The sequence below is a fragment of the Ensifer sp. SL37 genome, assembly GCF_026672675.1.
Classification (GTDB): domain Bacteria; phylum Pseudomonadota; class Alphaproteobacteria; order Rhizobiales; family Rhizobiaceae; genus Ensifer; species Ensifer adhaerens.
In genome coordinates this window covers 3,997,039-4,013,680 of record NZ_JAPPRN010000006.1, presented here as the reverse complement: position 1 = coordinate 4,013,680, position 16,642 = coordinate 3,997,039, and the positions used below count along the sequence as shown (strand labels likewise).

The window sequence follows — 16,642 nt, the reverse complement described above, 5'->3', positions numbered from 1 at the left end:
GGACCCTATCGCCGGCCGCGCGGCGGCCGTGTCCCCGGCTTCTTCCGGGCGCCGGTGCGATCCCTGCGACCGGACTTGTGGAAGGAGCGCGTTGCCGTCGGCATCTTGCGTCCTTCGCTGATCATCTCGAAGCGGAGCGCACCCGCAAGCGGCACGGCCTCGACGAGCTTGACACGTACCGGATCGCCCAGGCGATAGCCGAGCCCGGTCTTCTCGCCGGAAAGCGCCTGATGCGCCTCATCGTAGATGAAGTAGTCGCGTCCAAGTGTTGATATCGGAACGAAGCCGTCGGCGCCATAGGCCGGCAGGGTGACAAAGAGTCCCGCCTTGGTGACACCGGAAACGCGGCCGTCGAATTCCTCCCCGACGCGACCGTTGAGATGATGCGCGATCAGTCGGTCGACCGTGTCGCGCTCGGCCGCCATGGCACGGCGCTCGAAAGTCGAGATCTCGGCGGCGATGTCGTCGAGTACGGCCTCTTCCTGCGGTGTCAGCCCGCCTTCGCCAAGGCCGAGCGAGGCAACCAGCGCCCGGTGCACGATCAGGTCGGCATAGCGCCGGATCGGAGAGGTGAAATGCGCGTACTTCAAGAGGTTGAGGCCGAAGTGCCCGATGTTCTCGGGGCTGTAGATCGCCTGGCTCTGCGAGCGCAGCACCATCTCGTTGACCATGGTCTCGAAGGGCTTGCCTTCGGCCTTGGCGAGGATGCCGTTGAAGTGGTTCGAGCGCATGTTCCCGCCCTTGACGAGCGAGATGTCGAGCGTCGCCAGGAATTCGCGCAGGCTTTCCTGCTTGGCAAGCGAGGGCTGGTCGTGGACGCGGTAGATCAGCACCTGGCGCTTCTGCTCCAGCGTCTCGGCGGCGGCTACGTTCGCCTGGATCATCATTTCCTCGATCAGCTTGTGCGCGTCGAGGCGTTCGGGAACGAACACGCGGTCGACCGTACCGTCGGGTTTCAGGATGATCTTGCGCTCGGGCATGTTGAGCTCAAGCGGCTGGCGCCGGTCGCGGCCGCGCGTGAGGATGCGATAGCCTTCCCAGAGTGGCTTCAGGATCGTCTCGAGGATCGGCCCGGTCTTGTCGTCCGGATTGCCGTCGATCGCTGCCTGCGCCTGCTGGTAGGAGAGCTTTGCCGCACTCTTCATCATGATGCGATGGAAGGTATGGCCGGCCTTCCGGCCTTCCTTGGAGAAGCGCATGCGCACGGCAAGCGCCGGGCGATCGACGCCTTCCTTGAGCGAGCAGAGGTCGTTGGAGATGCGCTCGGGCAGCATCGGCACGACCCGATCGGGAAAGTAGACCGAGTTGCCCCGCTTCAGCGCTTCAAGGTCCAAAGCGGACTTCGGACGCACGTAGTAGGAGACGTCGGCAATCGCCACCGTGACGATGACGCCGCCGGGATTGTCCTCGGACGGATCCGGCTCCGCATAAACGGCGTCGTCATGGTCCTTGGCGTCGGTCGGATCGATGGTGATCAGCGGCAGCGTGCGCCAGTCCTCGCGGTGCGCCATGGTGGCGGGGCCTGCGGCGTTCGCCTCCTCGATCACCCGTTCCGGGAAAACGTGGGGAATGCCGTGGGCATGGATGGCGATCATCGAGATCGCCTTCTCCGAGGCGACCGAACCGATGACGGTCTGCACCTGCGCGCGCGGCAGACCGTAACGGCCGAGACGCGACAGCTGCACCTCGACCAGATCGCCGTCCTCAGCGTTGCCCGTGAACTCCGGATCAACAAGTATTTCCTCGCCGCGCTTTTCGATCGGCATCAGGCGGCCACCGCCGCCGGGCGTCGAGCGGAAGACGCCGAGCACGGCATCCTTGCGCTTGTCCAGCACCTTGATGATGCGCGCCGTATAGGCCGGGCCGCCCCGTTCCTTGGCCGGGAAGATCTTGGCGAGAACGCGGTCGCCGAGACCGCCCACCGGAGCCTTGCCCTTACCCTTGGCGACGGCGGATTGCTTGATTAGCACCGCCGGTGCGACGCCATCGTCGTCGAGCCATTCGGCCGGGCGGCCGATCAGCTCGCCATCGACATCACGGATGGTGATGTCGAGCACGGTCACCGGGGGCAGGGCGCCCGGACGCACCAGCGACTTGCGCTTCTTTTCGACCAGGCCGTCGACTTCCAGCGACTTCAGCAGGGCCTTGAGTTCGACACGGGTCTCGCCCTTCAGGCCGAAAGCCTTGGCGATTTCGCGCTTGGAGGCGCGGTCCGGGTTTTCAGCGATGAAGCGCATCAGCACGTCACGCGGCGGGACCGCGCCGTGGATGATCGGCTCGCTTGGCTGGGCCGATCCCGCCTTTGCCGCGCGAGCAGGCTTCTTGCCCTGGCTTCTCTTGCCGGACTGTTCGGTCGGGTCGCGCGGTATTCTGGTCAAGATCAGTCCTTCTTGGCCTTGGCGGCCGTCTTTGTTTTGCTCTTGGCGGGCGCCTTGGCCTTAGCCTTGGTCGCCTTGGCGCCGTCCTCGGACTTCGCCGCTGCCTTGGTCGTCTTGGCCTTGGTTGCCTTCCCCTTGGCCGTTCCGCCCTTGGCAGCACGCTCCGAGATCAGCACAAGTGCCTCCTCGACCGTCACCGACTGCGGATCCTTGCCCTTCGGCAGGGTGGCGTTGACCTTGCCCCAGTTGACGTAGGGGCCGTAGCGACCGTCACGAACGGTGATCGGGCCACCGTCGGGATGGTCACCGAGTTCCTTGAGCGACGCGGCAGCGGTGCGGCCCCGTCCGGCACCGGCCTTCGACTGCTTGTCGGCGAGAACCGAGACGGCGCGATTGAGGCCGATCGAGAAGACGTCCTCGATCGATTCGAGATTGGCATAAGTGCCGTCGTGCAGCACGAACGGTCCGTAGCGGCCAAGCCCGGTTGAGATCATCTTGCCGGATTCCGGATGGGCACCGATATCGCGCGGCAGTGACAGCAGCGCGACCGCCTTCTCGTGGTCGATCGTCGACGGCGTCCAGCCCTTCGGCAGGCTCGAGCGCTTGGCTTCCTTGCCGTCGCCACGCTGAACATAGGGGCCGAAGCGGCCGCTCCTGAGCGTGATTTCCTCGCCGGTATGCGGATCCTTGCCGAGCGCCTGCGGTTCGTTCGAGACCGCCGCCTCCTCGCCGTTGCTGTCGGAGGAAAGCTGGCGGGTGAAGTTGCACTCCGGATAGTTCGAGCAACCGACGAAGGCGCCGTACTTGCCGAGCTTCAGCGACAGTTTGCCGGTGCCGCAGACCTGGCAGATGCGCGGATCGCCGCCGTCCTCGCGCTTGGGGAAGACCAGCGGCGCCAGTTCCTCGTTCAGCGCGTCGAGCACGTTCGTGACGCGCAGTTCCTTGGTTTCCTCGATCTGGGCGAAGAAATCCTTCCAGAAGTCGCGAAGCACGTCTTTCCAGTTGACCTCGCCGGCGGAGACCTGATCGAGTTTTTCTTCGAGCGACGCGGTGAAGTCGTAGCCGACATAGCGTGTGAAGAAGCTTTCCAGGAACGCCGTCACCAGCCGTCCCTTGGCCTGGGGGATGAGCTTGCGCTTGTCGTTGGTGATGTAGTCGCGATCGAGCAGGGTCGTGACGGTGGCGGCATAGGTGGAGGGACGGCCGATGCCGAGCTCTTCCATCTTCTTGATCAGGCTTGCTTCGGAATAGCGCGGCGGCGGCTCAGTGAAATGCTGCGAGGCATTGATCTTCTGCTTGGCGAGGTTTTCGCGCGCATTGATCTCCGGCAGGCGGCCATCCTCGTCGCCGTCATCAGTCTGTTCGCCGTCTTCCTTGGCATCCGTATAGGCAGCGATGAAGCCGTCGAAGCGGATGACCGAGCCGGTGGCGCGCAGACCGGCCTTCTGGCCGCCATTGTCCGCAGTGATTTCCGCGGTCGTACGCTCGATCTCGGCCGATGCCATCTGGCTGGCGATGCCGCGCTTCCAGACGAGGTCGTAGAGCCTGAGCATGTCGCCATCGAGGAAACGGCGAACCTGGTCCGGCGTCCGGTTGAAATCGGTCGGGCGGATGGCCTCGTGCGCTTCCTGGGCATTCTTCGCCTTGGTCGAATAGAAGCGCGGCTTTTCCGGTAGATAGCGGTCGCCGAACTGGCTGGCGATCGCAAGGCGCGAGGCTTCGATCGCTTCCGGCGCCATCTGCACGCCGTCGGTACGCATATAGGTGATCAAACCGACCGTCTCGCCGCCGATGTCGACGCCTTCATAGAGCTTCTGCGCGACCTGCATGGTGCGCGAAGCGGAGAAGCCGAGCTTGGAGGAGGCGGCCTGCTGCAGTGTCGAGGTGGTGAAAGGCGGCGACGGGTTGCGCTTGACCGGCTTTGCTTCGATGCTATCGACCACATAGGCGGCGCCATCGAGCAGGGTCTTGAGACGATTTGCTTCTTCGCCGTTGCCGACAGCCTTCGGCGCAAGACGCTTGCCATCGGCCGAAACGAGACGCGCCTCGAACTCGTCGCCGCGCGGCGTCTTCAAGAGCGCCGAGATATTCCAGTACTCCTCGGAGATGAAGCGCTCGATCTCGTTTTCACGATCGCAGACGAGGCGCAGCGTCACCGACTGCACGCGGCCAGCCGAGCGGGCGCCCGGCAGCTTGCGCCAGAGCACCGGCGAGAGGTTGAAACCGACGAGATAGTCGAGTGCGCGGCGCGCCAGGTAAGCGTCGACCAGCGAGGTGTCGATGTCGCGCGGATGAGCGATCGCTTCGAGAACGGCCTTTTTGGTGATGGCGTTGAAGGCCACGCGCTTGACCGGCTTGTCGCCGAGCACCTTCTTCTTCTTCAGAAGGTCAAGTACGTGCCAGGAAATCGCTTCACCTTCGCGATCCGGGTCGGTTGCGAGAATGAGGCCGTCAGCGGATTTGACCGCGTCGGCGATGTCCTTCATGCGTTTCGCCGAGGCACTGTCGACTTCCCAGGACATCTCGAAGTCTTCGTCCGGACGGACCGAACCGTCCTTCGCCGGCAGGTCGCGCACGTGACCAAACGAAGCCAGTACCTTGTAGCCGGGGCCCAGGTACTTGTTGATCGTCTTTGCCTTGGAAGGCGATTCCACCACTACAACATTCATCGTCATTTTCTGAGACAACCGGTCCTGGTTCGGCGTCAGCGCCGTTTGCGCCGTACTTCGCCTGATATCGACGCCCCGAAATGGACAGGGATTCGAACGGGGTCAAGGGGGTTCGCCCAAAATAACGAAGAGAGGCCAGTGGGCGAACCATGCGGAAACACGCTGAATCTGCGATCTGAAACGTGTGATTGGTCCCGCTGGCGTGCCCGCCTGTGGCTGTGGCTTGTCATCATTCGGGCGTCGCGAGCGACACGAGGCCGCCAGCATGGCGATCAAGCCGACCGGCCAGATCAAGTTCCAGCAGAAGCAGATAGACCTGAGCCGGCGAAAGCCCGGTGTGGCGGACGATATCGTCGATCTCGACCGGCGTTGGGCCGAGCGCGGTGCTGACCGCGGCGCGGTCTCTGTCGCTCGCGCTCACCGGAACACCAGCCCGCGCCTGACCATCCGGTTCCCGCACGCCCGGCAGCGGCAGCTCCAGCCGGCTGAGTGGCGCCAGCGCCTCGATCACGTCATCCGGGCCGGTCGTGACGATCGCGCCCTGTTTCAGGAGATCGTTGGTGCCATGGCAGCGCGGATCGAGCGGCGAGCCGGGAACCGCAAAAACGAGCCGGCCGAAATCGGCGGCGTAGCGCGCGGTGATGAGCGAGCCGGAGCGGTGCGCGGCCTCGACGATCGCAACGCCGAGGCTGATGCCGGCGATCAGGCGGTTGCGGCGCGGAAAGTCGCGCGCCCGTGGCTCCCAGCCGAAAGGCATTTCGCTGATCGCGAGGCCCCGACCGGCCGTGATTTCTTCGAGCAGGCCGACGTTCTCGGGCGGATAGGGACGGTCGAGACCGCCGGCAAGGGCAGCGATCGTGCCGGTATCAAGGCTGGCGCGGTGGGCGGCCGTATCGATGCCGCGCGCGAGGCCAGAGGTCACGACATAACCGGCGCGGCCGGCGTCGAGCGCAATCATCGCCGCAAACTTTGCGCCGCTGACCGACGCGTTGCGCGAGCCGACAATGCCGAGCGACGGGCGGCCAGCCGCGCTGAGATCGCCTTTCATCGCGAGCAGAGGGGGAGCACCGTCGATCTGCCTGAGTGCCGAGGGGTAGGCTGCTTCGCCGATGCCGATGAAGACAGCGCCATGGCGTCGGGCAGCTTCGAGTTCCCGTTCGACCTCGCTTACGGAAGCCACACGATAGGTCTGCCTGGTTCCACCGCGCCGCGACAGTTCAGGCAAGGCGTCGAGCGCATTTTCCGCGGTGCCGAAATGGTTGATCAGGTCGCGGAAGGCGATGGGGCCGACATTGTCGCTGCGAATGAGCCGGAGCCAGGATATCTTCTGTCGTTCGGTCAGCGCCACTCCGTTTCGTCCTGCGCTGGCGTCAGACATTATCCCTTGTCTCCGATCTTGCTTTCCGTGCCGGCGAGCAGCCGCCGAATGTTGGCGCGGTGCTTCACCCAAGTGATGACCGTCATGGCGGTAAAGAGGAGGGCGACCTTCTCGTTGCCTGCCGCGTAAAGTAGAACCGGAATGATAGCCGTTGCAACCAGGGCGGACAATGAGGAGTAGCGGCTGATTTTCGCCATGCCGAGCCAGATGACCGCGAAGGCAAGCACCATGAGGGGAGCAAGGCCGAGCAGGACGCCGATATAGGTGGCGACACCCTTGCCGCCCTTGAAGCCAAGCCAGACCGGGTAGAGATGGCCAATGAAGGCGGCAAAGCCCGCGGCGATTCCCGCCTCGACGCCCCAGTAGGATGCGATGAACGCTGCGGCGGAGCCTTTCAGGGCATCGAGCAACAGCGTTGCGGCAGCAAGCTTCTTGTTGCCGGTTCGCAGCACATTGGTCGCGCCGATATTGCCGGAGCCGATCTTGCGCACGTCGCCGAGCCCGGCCATGCGCGTCAGGATCAGTCCGAACGGGATCGAGCCAAGGAGATAGCCGAAGGCAAGGCTTAAGAGCGTAAAGGGCAGCCCAAGCTGCCAGGACAATAGATCCACCGGTTCCCCTCCCGCGCGACCGCTTTCGGCTTAGGCCGAATGCACCAGCTTGCCGGCAACATAGGTTTGCACGACCCGCCCGGTAAAGCGCGCATTTTCAAACGGCGTATTCTTGGAGCGAGAAACGATCGCCTCTTCGTAAAGCACCCAGGGCTCGTCGAGATCGAGGACGGTGATATCGGCCTTGGCGCCGGGTTTCAGCGTACCGGCGTCGAGACCGAAGATCGCCGCCGGCCGCGTCGACATCGCATCGATCAGGCGCATCAGCGGAACCTGGCCGCTGTGATGCAGGCGAAGCGCGGCCGCGGCCAGCGTTTCCAGGCCGATCGCCCCATCGGCAGCATCGGCAAAGGGCAGCCGCTTGGTGTCGACGTCCTGCGGGTCGTGCGAGGAGACGATGATATCGATTGTGCCGTCGGCCAGTGCCTCGGCCATGCCGACGCGGTCGTCCTCGCTGCGCAGCGGCGGCGAAAGCTTGAAGAATGTCCGGTATTCGCCGATGTCGTTCTCATTGAGCGCGAGATTGTTGATCGACACGCCGCAGGTGACGTTGGCGCCACGCTCGCGTGCGGTACGGATCGCGGCGGCCGATTCGGGAACCGAGATCTGGGCGGCGTGATAGGCGGCACGCGTCAGTCCGGCGATGCGCAGGTCTCGCTCGAGCGGAATGATCTCCGCTTCGCGCGGGATCCCGGAAAGGCCGAGCCAGCTTGCAAGCAGGCCCTCGTGCATGACGCCGTTGGCACCGAGATACTTGTCGCGCGTCTCAAGGGAGATGACGGCGCCGAATTCGCGCGCATAGGTCATGGCGCGGCGCAGGACCAGCGTGTCGTGAATCGAGCGACGACCATTGGTGAAGCAGACAGCACCCGCTTCGCGAAGCAGACCGAACTCGGTCATCTCTTCGCCGGCAAGACCCTTGGTCAGCGCTGCGGCCGGATGCACGTTGACGAGCGCCTTGTCGCGCGCCGTCTTCTTCACATATTCGACGAGCGCGATGTCGTCGATGACAGGGTCGGTCTCCGGCATGGCGATGAAGGTGGTGACGCCGCCGGCAGCGGCGGCCCGCGATGCGGACTCGAAGGTCTCGCGGTGTTCGCTTCCCGGTTCGCCGACGAAGACGCGGGCATCGACGAGGCCCGGAACGGCGGTGAGGCCGGCGCAGTCCTTGACGAAGGCGCCATCCGGCGCGCCCTGGTTCTGGGCATCGGCACCGGCAGCAAGGATAAGGCCGTCGTCGCCGACGATAACAGTGCCGACTTCATCGAGATTGCGCGAGGGATCGACGATGCGAAGGTTCTTCAGAACGAGTGGTCTGGTCATGTGCGCGGCCCCTGGTTCTGCGAGAGAAGCAGCGTTTCCATAACCGCCATGCGCACGGCAACGCCCATCTCGACCTGCTGTTCGATCACGCTCTGCGGCCCGTCGGCGATTTCCGAGGCGATCTCGACGCCGCGGTTCATCGGCCCGGGATGCATGACAAGCGCATCCGCCTTGGCTGCCTTCAGCTTTTCCGCATCGAGCCCGTAGTAGTGGAAGTATTCGCGTACAGACGGCACGAAGGACCCGGCCATGCGCTCGCGCTGCAGGCGCAGCATCATGACGACATCGGCATCCTTCAGGCCCTCGGCCATCGAGTGGTAGACTTCGACGCCCATGTCGGCGATCCCGGAGGGAAGCAGCGTCGCCGGTGCGACGACCCGAACCCGTGCGCCCATCTGGTTCAGGAGCAGGATGTTGGAGCGCGCAACGCGCGAGTGAAGCACGTCGCCGCAGATCGCCACGATGATGCGCGAGAGCTTGCCCTTGGCGCGGCGGATCGTCAGCGCGTCGAGCAGCGCCTGTGTCGGGTGCTCGTGCTGGCCGTCGCCCGCATTGACGACGGAGCAGGAGACCTTTTGTGCGAGAAGGGCTGCGGCACCGGCCGAGGAGTGACGCACAACCAGCACGTCCGGGTGCATGGCGTTCAGCGTCATCGCCGTGTCGATCAGCGTCTCGCCCTTCTTCACCGAGGAATTGCCGACCGACATGTTCATCACGTCGGCGCCAAGGCGTTTGCCGGCAAGCTCGAAGGAAGATTGCGTGCGGGTCGAGGCCTCGAAGAAGAGGTTGATCTGCGTCAGACCCCGAAGCGTGGACGTCTTCTTTTCTCTTTGACGGGAGATTTGGACGGCTTCATCGGCGCGATCGAGCAGATAGGTGATATCCTGCTCCGTGAGCCCCTTGATGCCGAGCAGGTGGCGATGCGGGAAAGTGATCATGGGCCGCCCTTGCGCTCTGGAAATGTGGTCGCTCTATAAGACCTGGTCCCCGGCACGGCAAGGCTTGCGCGGTTCAGTCCGCAGAAAACTTGCAACGGCGATCCTATCTTTTCTTCGCCCCGTTCCGTGGTCGAGAAACTTGCGCTAGAACCGGCCCATGAATCAGATGAACCGGACTGAACAGAAACTCGCCGAGCTCAACCAGCCCAAGCCCTGGTCCGGTGTCAACGCCTATCGCTCCGATCCGCTGGTGGTCGACATCACATCGGGCATGAGCAAGACGCTGCGCGATGAGTTCGACGTGCTCGGCCGCTACGTCACCTCGCCGGAGGCCCAGGAACTGGCGCGCATGGCGAACGAAGGTCCGCCGAAGCTGAAGACCCACGGGCCGCGCGGCGAGCGTCTCGATGTCGTCGAGTTCCACCCGGCCTGGCATGCGCTGATGCGCCGCTCGATGTCCTCGGGCCTGCACGCGTCCGCCTGGGAAAATCTGCCGGACGAGCGCAGCCAGTCGCACAAGACGCGGGCGATCCGCTTCTATCTGACGGCGCAGCTCGAATGCGGTCATCTCTGCCCGCTGACGATGACCAGTGCATCGCTGGCAGCGATCACTGCGTCGCCGGCGGTGCAGAAGGAGTGGGCGCCGAAGATCCTGTCGCGAAAGTACGATTCCACCAACCGTCCGTGGATGCAGAAGTCGGCCGTCACCGTCGGCATGGGCATGACCGAGAAGCAGGGCGGCACCGACGTGCGCGCCAACACTTCGACGGCCGAACGGGTGGGCGAGGGCATCTATCGGCTGAATGGCCACAAGTGGTTCATGTCGGCGCCGATGAGCGACGCTTTCGTCATGCTGGCGCAGACCCGCGAAGGGCTTGCCTGCTTCCTGGTGCCGAGGCTCCTGGAAGACGGCAGCGCCAACGGCCTGCGGTTCCAGCGGCTGAAGGACAAGCTCGGCAACCGCTCCAATGCGTCTTCCGAGGTCGAGTTCTCAGACACGTTCGGTTTCATTCTCGGCGCGCCGGATGCCGGCCTCCGCACGATCCTCGACATGGTGACGCTGACGCGGCTCGACTGCGCGCTCGCTTCCGCCGGCATGATGCGCGCCTCGCTTGCCGAAGCCGTACATCATACGCGCGGCCGCAAGGTTTTCGGCAAGCCGCTCGTCAGCCAGCCGATGATGACGCGGGTGCTCGCCGACATGGCGCTCGACGTTGCCGCGGCAAGCGCACTTTCGTTCCGCCTGGCCGAAGCCTTCGACAAGGCGCGCAGCAGCGTGGAAGACGCGGCTTACGCGCGGATCATGACGCCGGTTGCGAAATACTGGGCCTGCAAGATCGCGCCGGCTCTGATCTATGAGGCGATGGAGTGCCTCGGCGGCAACGGCTATGTGGAAGAGCGGGCACTGGCGCGCCACTACCGCGAAGCGCCTGTGAATGCCATCTGGGAAGGCTCCGGTAACGTCATGGCGCTGGATGTGCTGCGGGTTCTCGCCAAGGGCAAGGATCTGTTCGAGCAGCTCTTCGTCGTGCTGGCCCGCGATCTCGGCCCGTCCGGTCGCAAGACGATCGACGTGCTGCGCGCGGCCATGTCGCTGTGCGAGCGTGATGAGGGTGCGGCCCGCATGCTGGTCGAGCAACTGGCGCTCGCCGCCGCTGCCGCCGAGCTCTACCGTCTCGGTGCCGGTCGCATTGCCGATGCCTTCCTCGAATCGCGCTTGGCTGCCGGGTGGCGCTCGACCTACGGCATGCTCGATTCGCGCTTCGATTCCGCCTACATCCTCGACCTTCTCTATCCCCCTGCGGCCTGAGCCGCAGGACGTCCGGCGTAAGCCGTCAGGCCGCTGCGGGATAGGCCGTCAGCCCCCTGCGGCGTAAGCCGTCAGGTAGAGGACCAGCGGTATCGTGAAGAACGAAACGACCGTCTGGACGGTCGCGACCGCCGCATAGAGTTCGGCGTCGCCATCCATCTGCTTGGCCAGTAGATAGCCGTTCATCGCGGTCGGCACGGCCGCGCCGAGCGCGATGACCAAGAGAGCATCGCCGCGAATGCCGAGCAAGTAGCTCGCGCTCACCATGAAGACCGGCATCACGATCAGCTTGAGGAAGACCGCGAGCAACGCCGTCCTGCTGGGCTTGAGCGCATCGGATGCCCGCAGGCCCGCACCGACCATCACCAGGCCGAGGCTGAGCGAGGCGCTTGCCAGCATATCGATCGTGGCCATCACTGGGCCGTAGATCTTCAATCCGATCATGTTGACGAGAATACCGAGCACCGAGGCGACGATCAGCGGATTGGTGACGATCTTGGCGAAGAAGCGGCGGAAGTCGCGATTGCCACCGCCGAACCAGACGAGAACACCGATATTGTAGAGATTGATCGGGACGATCACGAGCGTCATCACCAGGGCGGTCAGTGTCAGGCCGATCGGGCCATAGAGTTTCTGCGCGATCGCCAGCGCCATGAACCCATTCCAGCGTGTCGCCGTCTGGAAGACCGAGGTGAAGGACGCACCTGATACCTGGCGGTTCCGCAGCATCGGCCACAACAGCAGCACGAAGACCGACATCAAACTGACGCTTCCGATCGTTGCGATCGCCGTCGCATCGGCCTTCAATCCGGCAAAATCGGCCTGGGCGAGCGTCGAAAACAACAGCGACGGGAAAAGGATGAAGTAGCCGAATTGCTCGAGCCCGAGCCAAAGACCCTGATCGATCAAGGTCGAACGCTTGAGCCAGGAGCCAAGCAGAACCAGGAGGAAGACGGGAAGAATGCTTTCAAAGACGACGGTCATGGGGGAGGGCCTGCGTGCGGGACGTCTATCGCTACCTCAAATCATCGCCGACCGGAATGCGCTGGTGGCACGAGGCGGCGATCAAACGGGAGTGTCCCGCCTTCAAGGATCCGCGACCGGACTGCCCTGTGAAAATTAACCTTAACAAATGGTTTACGTTGCGCGGGTCGCCGCAAGGGCGGAGATTGATCCGGCATTTTAATGGATTCCGGAATGGAGCGGTTCGGTGAGAACTGGTCTTATGATCATCATGATGATGTTTTTTGCCGGACTGGCGCTAGATATCGCAGTTCCGGCTATGGTTCTTGTGGCCGTCGTGCTGGCTGACCGCGCGATTTACCCAGTTGTCTTTCGGCAGATCTCGGAAAGGGGAGCCGCATGAAGTGGTTTCTGATCCTTTGGGGCGGGCCGATCCTGCTGCTGGGCTCCTGGTACGGCCTGTCGTACTACGACATGAGCTTCGGCTTCTTTATGCTGACGCGCCAAACCCATGATCTGGTGTTCCAGATCTACGGAAACGTCCTCGGCATCCCGCCGGAAACCATTCCGCCGCTCGTAGCCCGCGCGATCGTCGTCGACAGCCTGATCGTTTTCGCCATCATCGGCTTTCGCAAGCGCCGCCAGATCGCCGCCTGGTATCGTCGCCGCTTCGGTGCCGCGGCCCCTCAGTCCGAGAGGCCGTCTCTTGCCAGCGACGCCAGCCTGTCGAGCGCGCCCTGAAGAATGAACGAGGCCGCGGCCGAATCGATGCGTTCGGCCCGCTTGCGTCGTGACACGTCCATCTCGATCAGCACCCGCTCGGCCGCGACGGTCGAAAGCCGTTCATCCCAGAAGACGAAGGGCAGGGGCGTTTTCTGTTCCATGTTGCGCACGAAGGCGCGGGTCGCCTGACAGCGCGGCCCCTCGCTGCCGTCCATATTGACGGGCAGGCCGATGACGAAGGCCGCGATCTTTTCTTTCGTCGCTGCCGACAGCAGCGCCTCCGCGTCCACGCCGAACTTGACCCGACGGATCACCTCGCGCGGGGTCGCAAAGCGGCGACCGAGATCGGAGACCGAGAGGCCGATCGTTTTCGTGCCGAGGTCGAGGCCTGCAATCGCCTGGTTCGGCTGTAGCTGGGCTGCGAGTTCTTCGATGGTGAGAATTGCCATGGGATTGTCGATTCGATCTTTGCGCGGAGAGTTGTCTGATCCATATGCTGTTGCGACAGACAAATCATCAGGGAGATCGTCATGAAGATCAAATGGCTCGGCCATGCCGCCTTTCACATCGAAACGGCAAAGTCCAAAATCCTGATCGACCCCTTCTTTACCGGCAATCCGGCGTTCCGCGACGAGGAGCGCCGGGACGCGACCGCCGGGCTCACCCACATTCTCCTGACCCATGGTCACGGCGACCATGTCGGCGATACCATTGCGATCGCCAAGGAGACGGGCGCGACGGTCGTTGCCAATGCCGACCTTGCCGCCTGGCTCGGCCGGCATGGCGTCAAGGCGCTGGAAATGGGGAACACCGGCGGCACGATCAATCTCGGTAGTTTCTCGACGACCTTCGTCAACGCGCTGCATTCGTCGGCGCAGCTGACCGAGGACGGCGTCTCGCACTCGCTCGGCAATGCCAACGGCCTGGTGCTGCATTTCGAGGACGAGCCGACGCTCTATCACATGGGTGATACCGACATCTTCTCCGACATGGCGCTGATCAACGAGTTGCATCAGCCGGAGATCGGCATCGTGCCGATCGGCGATCGTTTCACCATGGGCGGGGCGGTTGCGGCCCTTGCCTGCCAGCGCTTCTTCAAGTTCTCGACAGCCATCCCCTGCCATTACGGCTCGTTCCCGATCATCGACCAGACCCCGGAAACCTTCGTTGCCGGCATGGAAAGCGCGTCGACCAAGGTGGCGACGCCGCACGTCGGCGGCGTCGTCGAGATTTGATGTTGCGCCGGGCCTTTTGACGAGAGGCCCGGTCCTCCGGCAATTCCCCCGTTGCGTGGCTCGCCCTGCGCCATTATAGCGGGGGAAGTTCCAGTTACCGGAGACGATCATGTCCGTAGACCTTGCCACCGTGAAGCGCGTCGCGCGCCTTGCCCGTATCGCCGTCAGCGAAGAAGAAGCCGAACGGATGATGGGTGAGCTCAATGGCATCCTCGGTTTCGTCGAGCAGCTCTCCGAAGTGAATGTCGATGGCGTCGAGCCGATGACCTCGGTCACGCCGATGGATATGAAGAAGCGGACGGACACCGTATCGGACGGCAACAAGGCCGACGACATCGTTGCCAATGCGCCGAATTCCGATCGCAATTTCTTCCTCGTTCCGAAGGTGGTCGAGTAATCTCCCGCCAGCCGCCCCGACGTTTCTGATTGCGAAAGCCAGATTTTACCATGACCGACCTTACCAGCCTGACGATTGCCGAAGCCCGCACCAAGCTCGCCGCGAAGGACATCACCGCCGTCGAACTGACCGATGCCTATCTCGGCGCGATCGATGCCGCCAATGAGGCGATCAACGCCTACATCGCCGTCACGCCCGAAAAGGCACGAGAGATGGCCAAGGCCTCGGATGCGCGTATCGCCGCCGGCAAGGCCGGTGCGCTCGAAGGCATCCCGCTCGGCATCAAGGACCTCTTCGCCACCGAAGGCGTGCACACCCAGGCCTGCAGCCACATCCTCGACGGTTTCGCGCCGCGCTACGAATCGACCGTGACCCAGAACCTCTGGAGCGACGGCGCCGTCATGCTCGGCAAGCTGAACATGGACGAGTTCGCCATGGGCTCGTCGAACGAGACCTCCTACTACGGCGCGGTCAAGAACCCGTGGCGCGCCAAGGGCTCCAATCTGGATCTCGTGCCGGGTGGCTCCTCCGGTGGTTCCGCCGCAGCCGTTGCCGCGCATCTCTGCGCCGGCGCGACCGCCACCGATACCGGCGGCTCCATCCGCCAGCCGGCAGCCTTTACCGGCACCGTCGGCATCAAGCCGACCTATGGTCGCTGCTCGCGCTGGGGCACCGTCGCTTTCGCCTCGTCGCTCGACCAGGCAGGCCCGATCGCCCGTGACGTGCGCGATGCCGCGATTCTCCTGAAGTCGATGGCAAGCGTCGACGCCAAGGACACGACCTCGGTCGATCTGCCGGTGCCGGATTACGAAGCCGCGATCGGCAAGTCGATCAAGGGCATGAAGATCGGCATTCCGCGCGAGTACCGCGTCGATGGCATGCCGGAAGAGATCGAAGCGCTCTGGCAGCAGGGCATTGCCTGGCTGAAGGAAGCCGGTGCCGAGATCGTCGACATCACCCTGCCGCACACGAAATACGCGCTGCCGGCCTACTACATCGTCGCTCCGGCCGAGGCCTCCTCGAACCTTGCCCGCTATGACGGCGTTCGCTACGGCCTGCGCGTCGACGGCAAGGACATCGTCGACATGTACGAAAAGACGCGCGCAGCCGGCTTCGGTCACGAAGTCAAGCGCCGCATCATGATCGGCACCTACGTGCTTTCGGCCGGCTACTACGATGCCTACTATCTGCAAGCACAGAAGGTGCGCACGCTGATCAAGCGCGACTTCGAACTGGCGTTCCACGCCGGCGTTGACGCCATCCTGACGCCGGCGACGCCGTCGTCTGCCTTCGGCATCGCCGACGAGGATCTGGCATCCGATCCGGTCAAGATGTACCTCAACGACATCTTCACGGTAACGGTGAACATGGCCGGCCTTCCCGGTATCGCCGTTCCCGGCGGTCTCGACCACAAGGGCCTGCCGCTTGGCCTGCAGCTGATCGGCAAGCCGTTCGAGGAAGAGACGCTGTTCAAGACGGCGCATGTGATCGAACAGGCGGCCGGCCGCTTCACACCCACCAAGTGGTGGTAATCTCTTGAGGGGCGGTACCGACGAGGTACCGCCCTTTCTTCTTCGGTTGCATTGAAAGCCACTCTTGTCGCGGAAGGAGACCGCGTCATGCCCGTCATCCGCCATGCCCGCGCCGGCGACGTCGACCGGCTGGCCGAAATCGGCCTTAGATCCTGGCAGTCGGCAATTGCGGGCCTCGCCGATGGCGAAAAGATGCGGCGCGTGGCCGAGGCCGCATTTCTCCGTTTTCTGTTCGATCACTGGCTTTCCGTTTTGCTCGTCGAAGGCGAGGGCGCCATCTGCGGTTGGGTGGCGTGCGAGAACTTCGACAATGCGATCTCCGATCTGTGGATCGAGCCGCAGCTCCAGGGCAGGGGCTTCGGCGGGCTGCTGCTTGCTGAGATCGAGCGTCGTATTGCTGCGGACGGATTCGACGCGGCCACCACCAAGACGCACGCGCGCAACGACCGCGCCGTGCGCTTCTTCCGCAATCACAGCTATGGCGTGAGTTGGCTGTCGACCGCCTATGCGCCGCAACTCGACAGCGACGTTGCCTTCATCGGTCTGAGCAAATCTCTGGAGCAAAGCCCGGATCATTGACACCCCGCCACCTCATGCATGGCAGCCACGCGCAAAGCCGGCTGGCCTATTCACACCGCATTCATTAGGTCCATGAAATATTATGGGGTATGACGTGGTGGTGGGG

At 63.7% G+C, this 16,642-nt stretch carries 15 protein-coding genes; 7 read left to right on the top strand and 8 right to left on the bottom strand.

The window, feature by feature from the left end; genetic code table 11:
• Positions 1 to 5: 5 nt before the first annotated feature.
• The 6 genes from rnr to OVA00_RS31780 form a co-directional block, all read right to left on the bottom strand.
• Complete coding sequence (gene rnr / locus OVA00_RS31805) at positions 6 to 2,378, bottom strand: ribonuclease R (protein WP_268090315.1); 2,373 nt, start codon at positions 2,376 to 2,378, stop codon at positions 6 to 8.
• Between the two features lie 2 nt (positions 2,379 to 2,380).
• Positions 2,381 to 5,047, bottom strand: a complete 2,667-nt coding sequence (gene topA / locus OVA00_RS31800; RefSeq protein ID WP_060522211.1) for a type I DNA topoisomerase — start codon at positions 5,045 to 5,047, stop codon at positions 2,381 to 2,383.
• Between the two features lie 229 nt (positions 5,048 to 5,276).
• Positions 5,277 to 6,425 (bottom strand): DNA-processing protein DprA, encoded by a 1,149-nt coding sequence (gene dprA, locus OVA00_RS31795; RefSeq protein ID WP_268090314.1) that lies wholly within the window; start codon positions 6,423 to 6,425, stop codon positions 5,277 to 5,279.
• Positions 6,425 to 7,036 (bottom strand): glycerol-3-phosphate 1-O-acyltransferase PlsY, encoded by a 612-nt coding sequence (gene plsY / locus OVA00_RS31790; RefSeq protein ID WP_034795374.1) that lies wholly within the window; start codon positions 7,034 to 7,036, stop codon positions 6,425 to 6,427. The genes dprA and plsY overlap by 1 nt, the downstream gene beginning before the upstream one ends.
• A 30-nt stretch (positions 7,037 to 7,066) precedes the next feature.
• On the bottom strand, positions 7,067 to 8,359 hold the full coding sequence (locus OVA00_RS31785; protein WP_090294505.1) for a dihydroorotase: 1,293 nt from the start codon (positions 8,357 to 8,359) through the stop codon (positions 7,067 to 7,069).
• Entirely contained in the window at positions 8,356 to 9,297 is a 942-nt protein-coding gene (locus tag OVA00_RS31780; protein ID WP_034795379.1) for an aspartate carbamoyltransferase catalytic subunit, read from the bottom strand. Before OVA00_RS31780 ends, OVA00_RS31785 begins: the two co-directional genes overlap by 4 nt.
• A gap of 157 nt (positions 9,298 to 9,454) precedes the next feature.
• On the opposite strand from OVA00_RS31780, the gene OVA00_RS31775 reads away from it, so the two are divergent.
• Positions 9,455 to 11,107 carry an acyl-CoA dehydrogenase family protein gene (locus OVA00_RS31775; RefSeq protein ID WP_034795383.1) on the top strand — a complete coding sequence of 551 codons (1,653 nt, stop codon included), beginning with the start codon at positions 9,455 to 9,457 and terminating at the stop codon, positions 11,105 to 11,107.
• A 48-nt stretch (positions 11,108 to 11,155) separates the two neighbouring features.
• On the opposite strand, the gene OVA00_RS31770 is transcribed toward OVA00_RS31775, so the two are convergent.
• The gene (locus tag OVA00_RS31770) at positions 11,156 to 12,091 is read right to left on the bottom strand and encodes an AEC family transporter (RefSeq protein WP_268090313.1); all 936 of its coding nucleotides are present in this window, start codon (positions 12,089 to 12,091) and stop codon (positions 11,156 to 11,158) included.
• A gap of 241 nt (positions 12,092 to 12,332) precedes the next feature.
• Here OVA00_RS31770 and OVA00_RS31765 point away from each other — a divergent pair, with 241 nt between their 5' ends.
• Both OVA00_RS31765 and OVA00_RS31760 read left to right on the top strand, forming a co-directional pair.
• Positions 12,333 to 12,473: a hypothetical protein gene (locus OVA00_RS31765; RefSeq protein ID WP_089045732.1), complete on the top strand. Its 141-nt coding sequence runs from the start codon at positions 12,333 to 12,335 to the stop codon at positions 12,471 to 12,473.
• Complete coding sequence (locus OVA00_RS31760) at positions 12,470 to 12,811, top strand: DUF6105 family protein (RefSeq protein ID WP_060522216.1); 342 nt, start codon at positions 12,470 to 12,472, stop codon at positions 12,809 to 12,811. Before OVA00_RS31765 ends, OVA00_RS31760 begins: the two co-directional genes overlap by 4 nt.
• Here OVA00_RS31760 and ruvX read toward each other — a convergent pair.
• The gene (ruvX, locus tag OVA00_RS31755) at positions 12,757 to 13,242 is read right to left on the bottom strand and encodes a Holliday junction resolvase RuvX (protein WP_090294502.1); all 486 of its coding nucleotides are present in this window, start codon (positions 13,240 to 13,242) and stop codon (positions 12,757 to 12,759) included. The genes OVA00_RS31760 and ruvX overlap by 55 nt on opposite strands.
• Before the next feature lie 81 nt (positions 13,243 to 13,323).
• Here ruvX and OVA00_RS31750 point away from each other — a divergent pair, with 81 nt between their 5' ends.
• The 4 genes from OVA00_RS31750 to OVA00_RS31735 all read left to right on the top strand — a co-directional run bounded on the left by OVA00_RS31750 (position 13,324) and on the right by OVA00_RS31735 (position 16,536).
• Positions 13,324 to 14,028: a metal-dependent hydrolase gene (locus OVA00_RS31750; RefSeq protein ID WP_034795392.1), complete on the top strand. Its 705-nt coding sequence runs from the start codon at positions 13,324 to 13,326 to the stop codon at positions 14,026 to 14,028.
• 109 nt (positions 14,029 to 14,137) lie between these two features.
• The gene (gene gatC, locus OVA00_RS31745; RefSeq protein ID WP_034795408.1) at positions 14,138 to 14,425 is read left to right on the top strand and encodes an Asp-tRNA(Asn)/Glu-tRNA(Gln) amidotransferase subunit GatC; all 288 of its coding nucleotides are present in this window, start codon (positions 14,138 to 14,140) and stop codon (positions 14,423 to 14,425) included.
• 50 nt (positions 14,426 to 14,475) lie between these two features.
• Positions 14,476 to 15,957 (top strand): Asp-tRNA(Asn)/Glu-tRNA(Gln) amidotransferase subunit GatA, encoded by a 1,482-nt coding sequence (gatA, locus tag OVA00_RS31740; RefSeq protein ID WP_060583558.1) that lies wholly within the window; start codon positions 14,476 to 14,478, stop codon positions 15,955 to 15,957.
• An 87-nt stretch (positions 15,958 to 16,044) separates the two neighbouring features.
• Positions 16,045 to 16,536: a GNAT family N-acetyltransferase gene (locus OVA00_RS31735; RefSeq protein WP_268090312.1), complete on the top strand. Its 492-nt coding sequence runs from the start codon at positions 16,045 to 16,047 to the stop codon at positions 16,534 to 16,536.
• Positions 16,537 to 16,642: the final 106 nt, after the last annotated feature.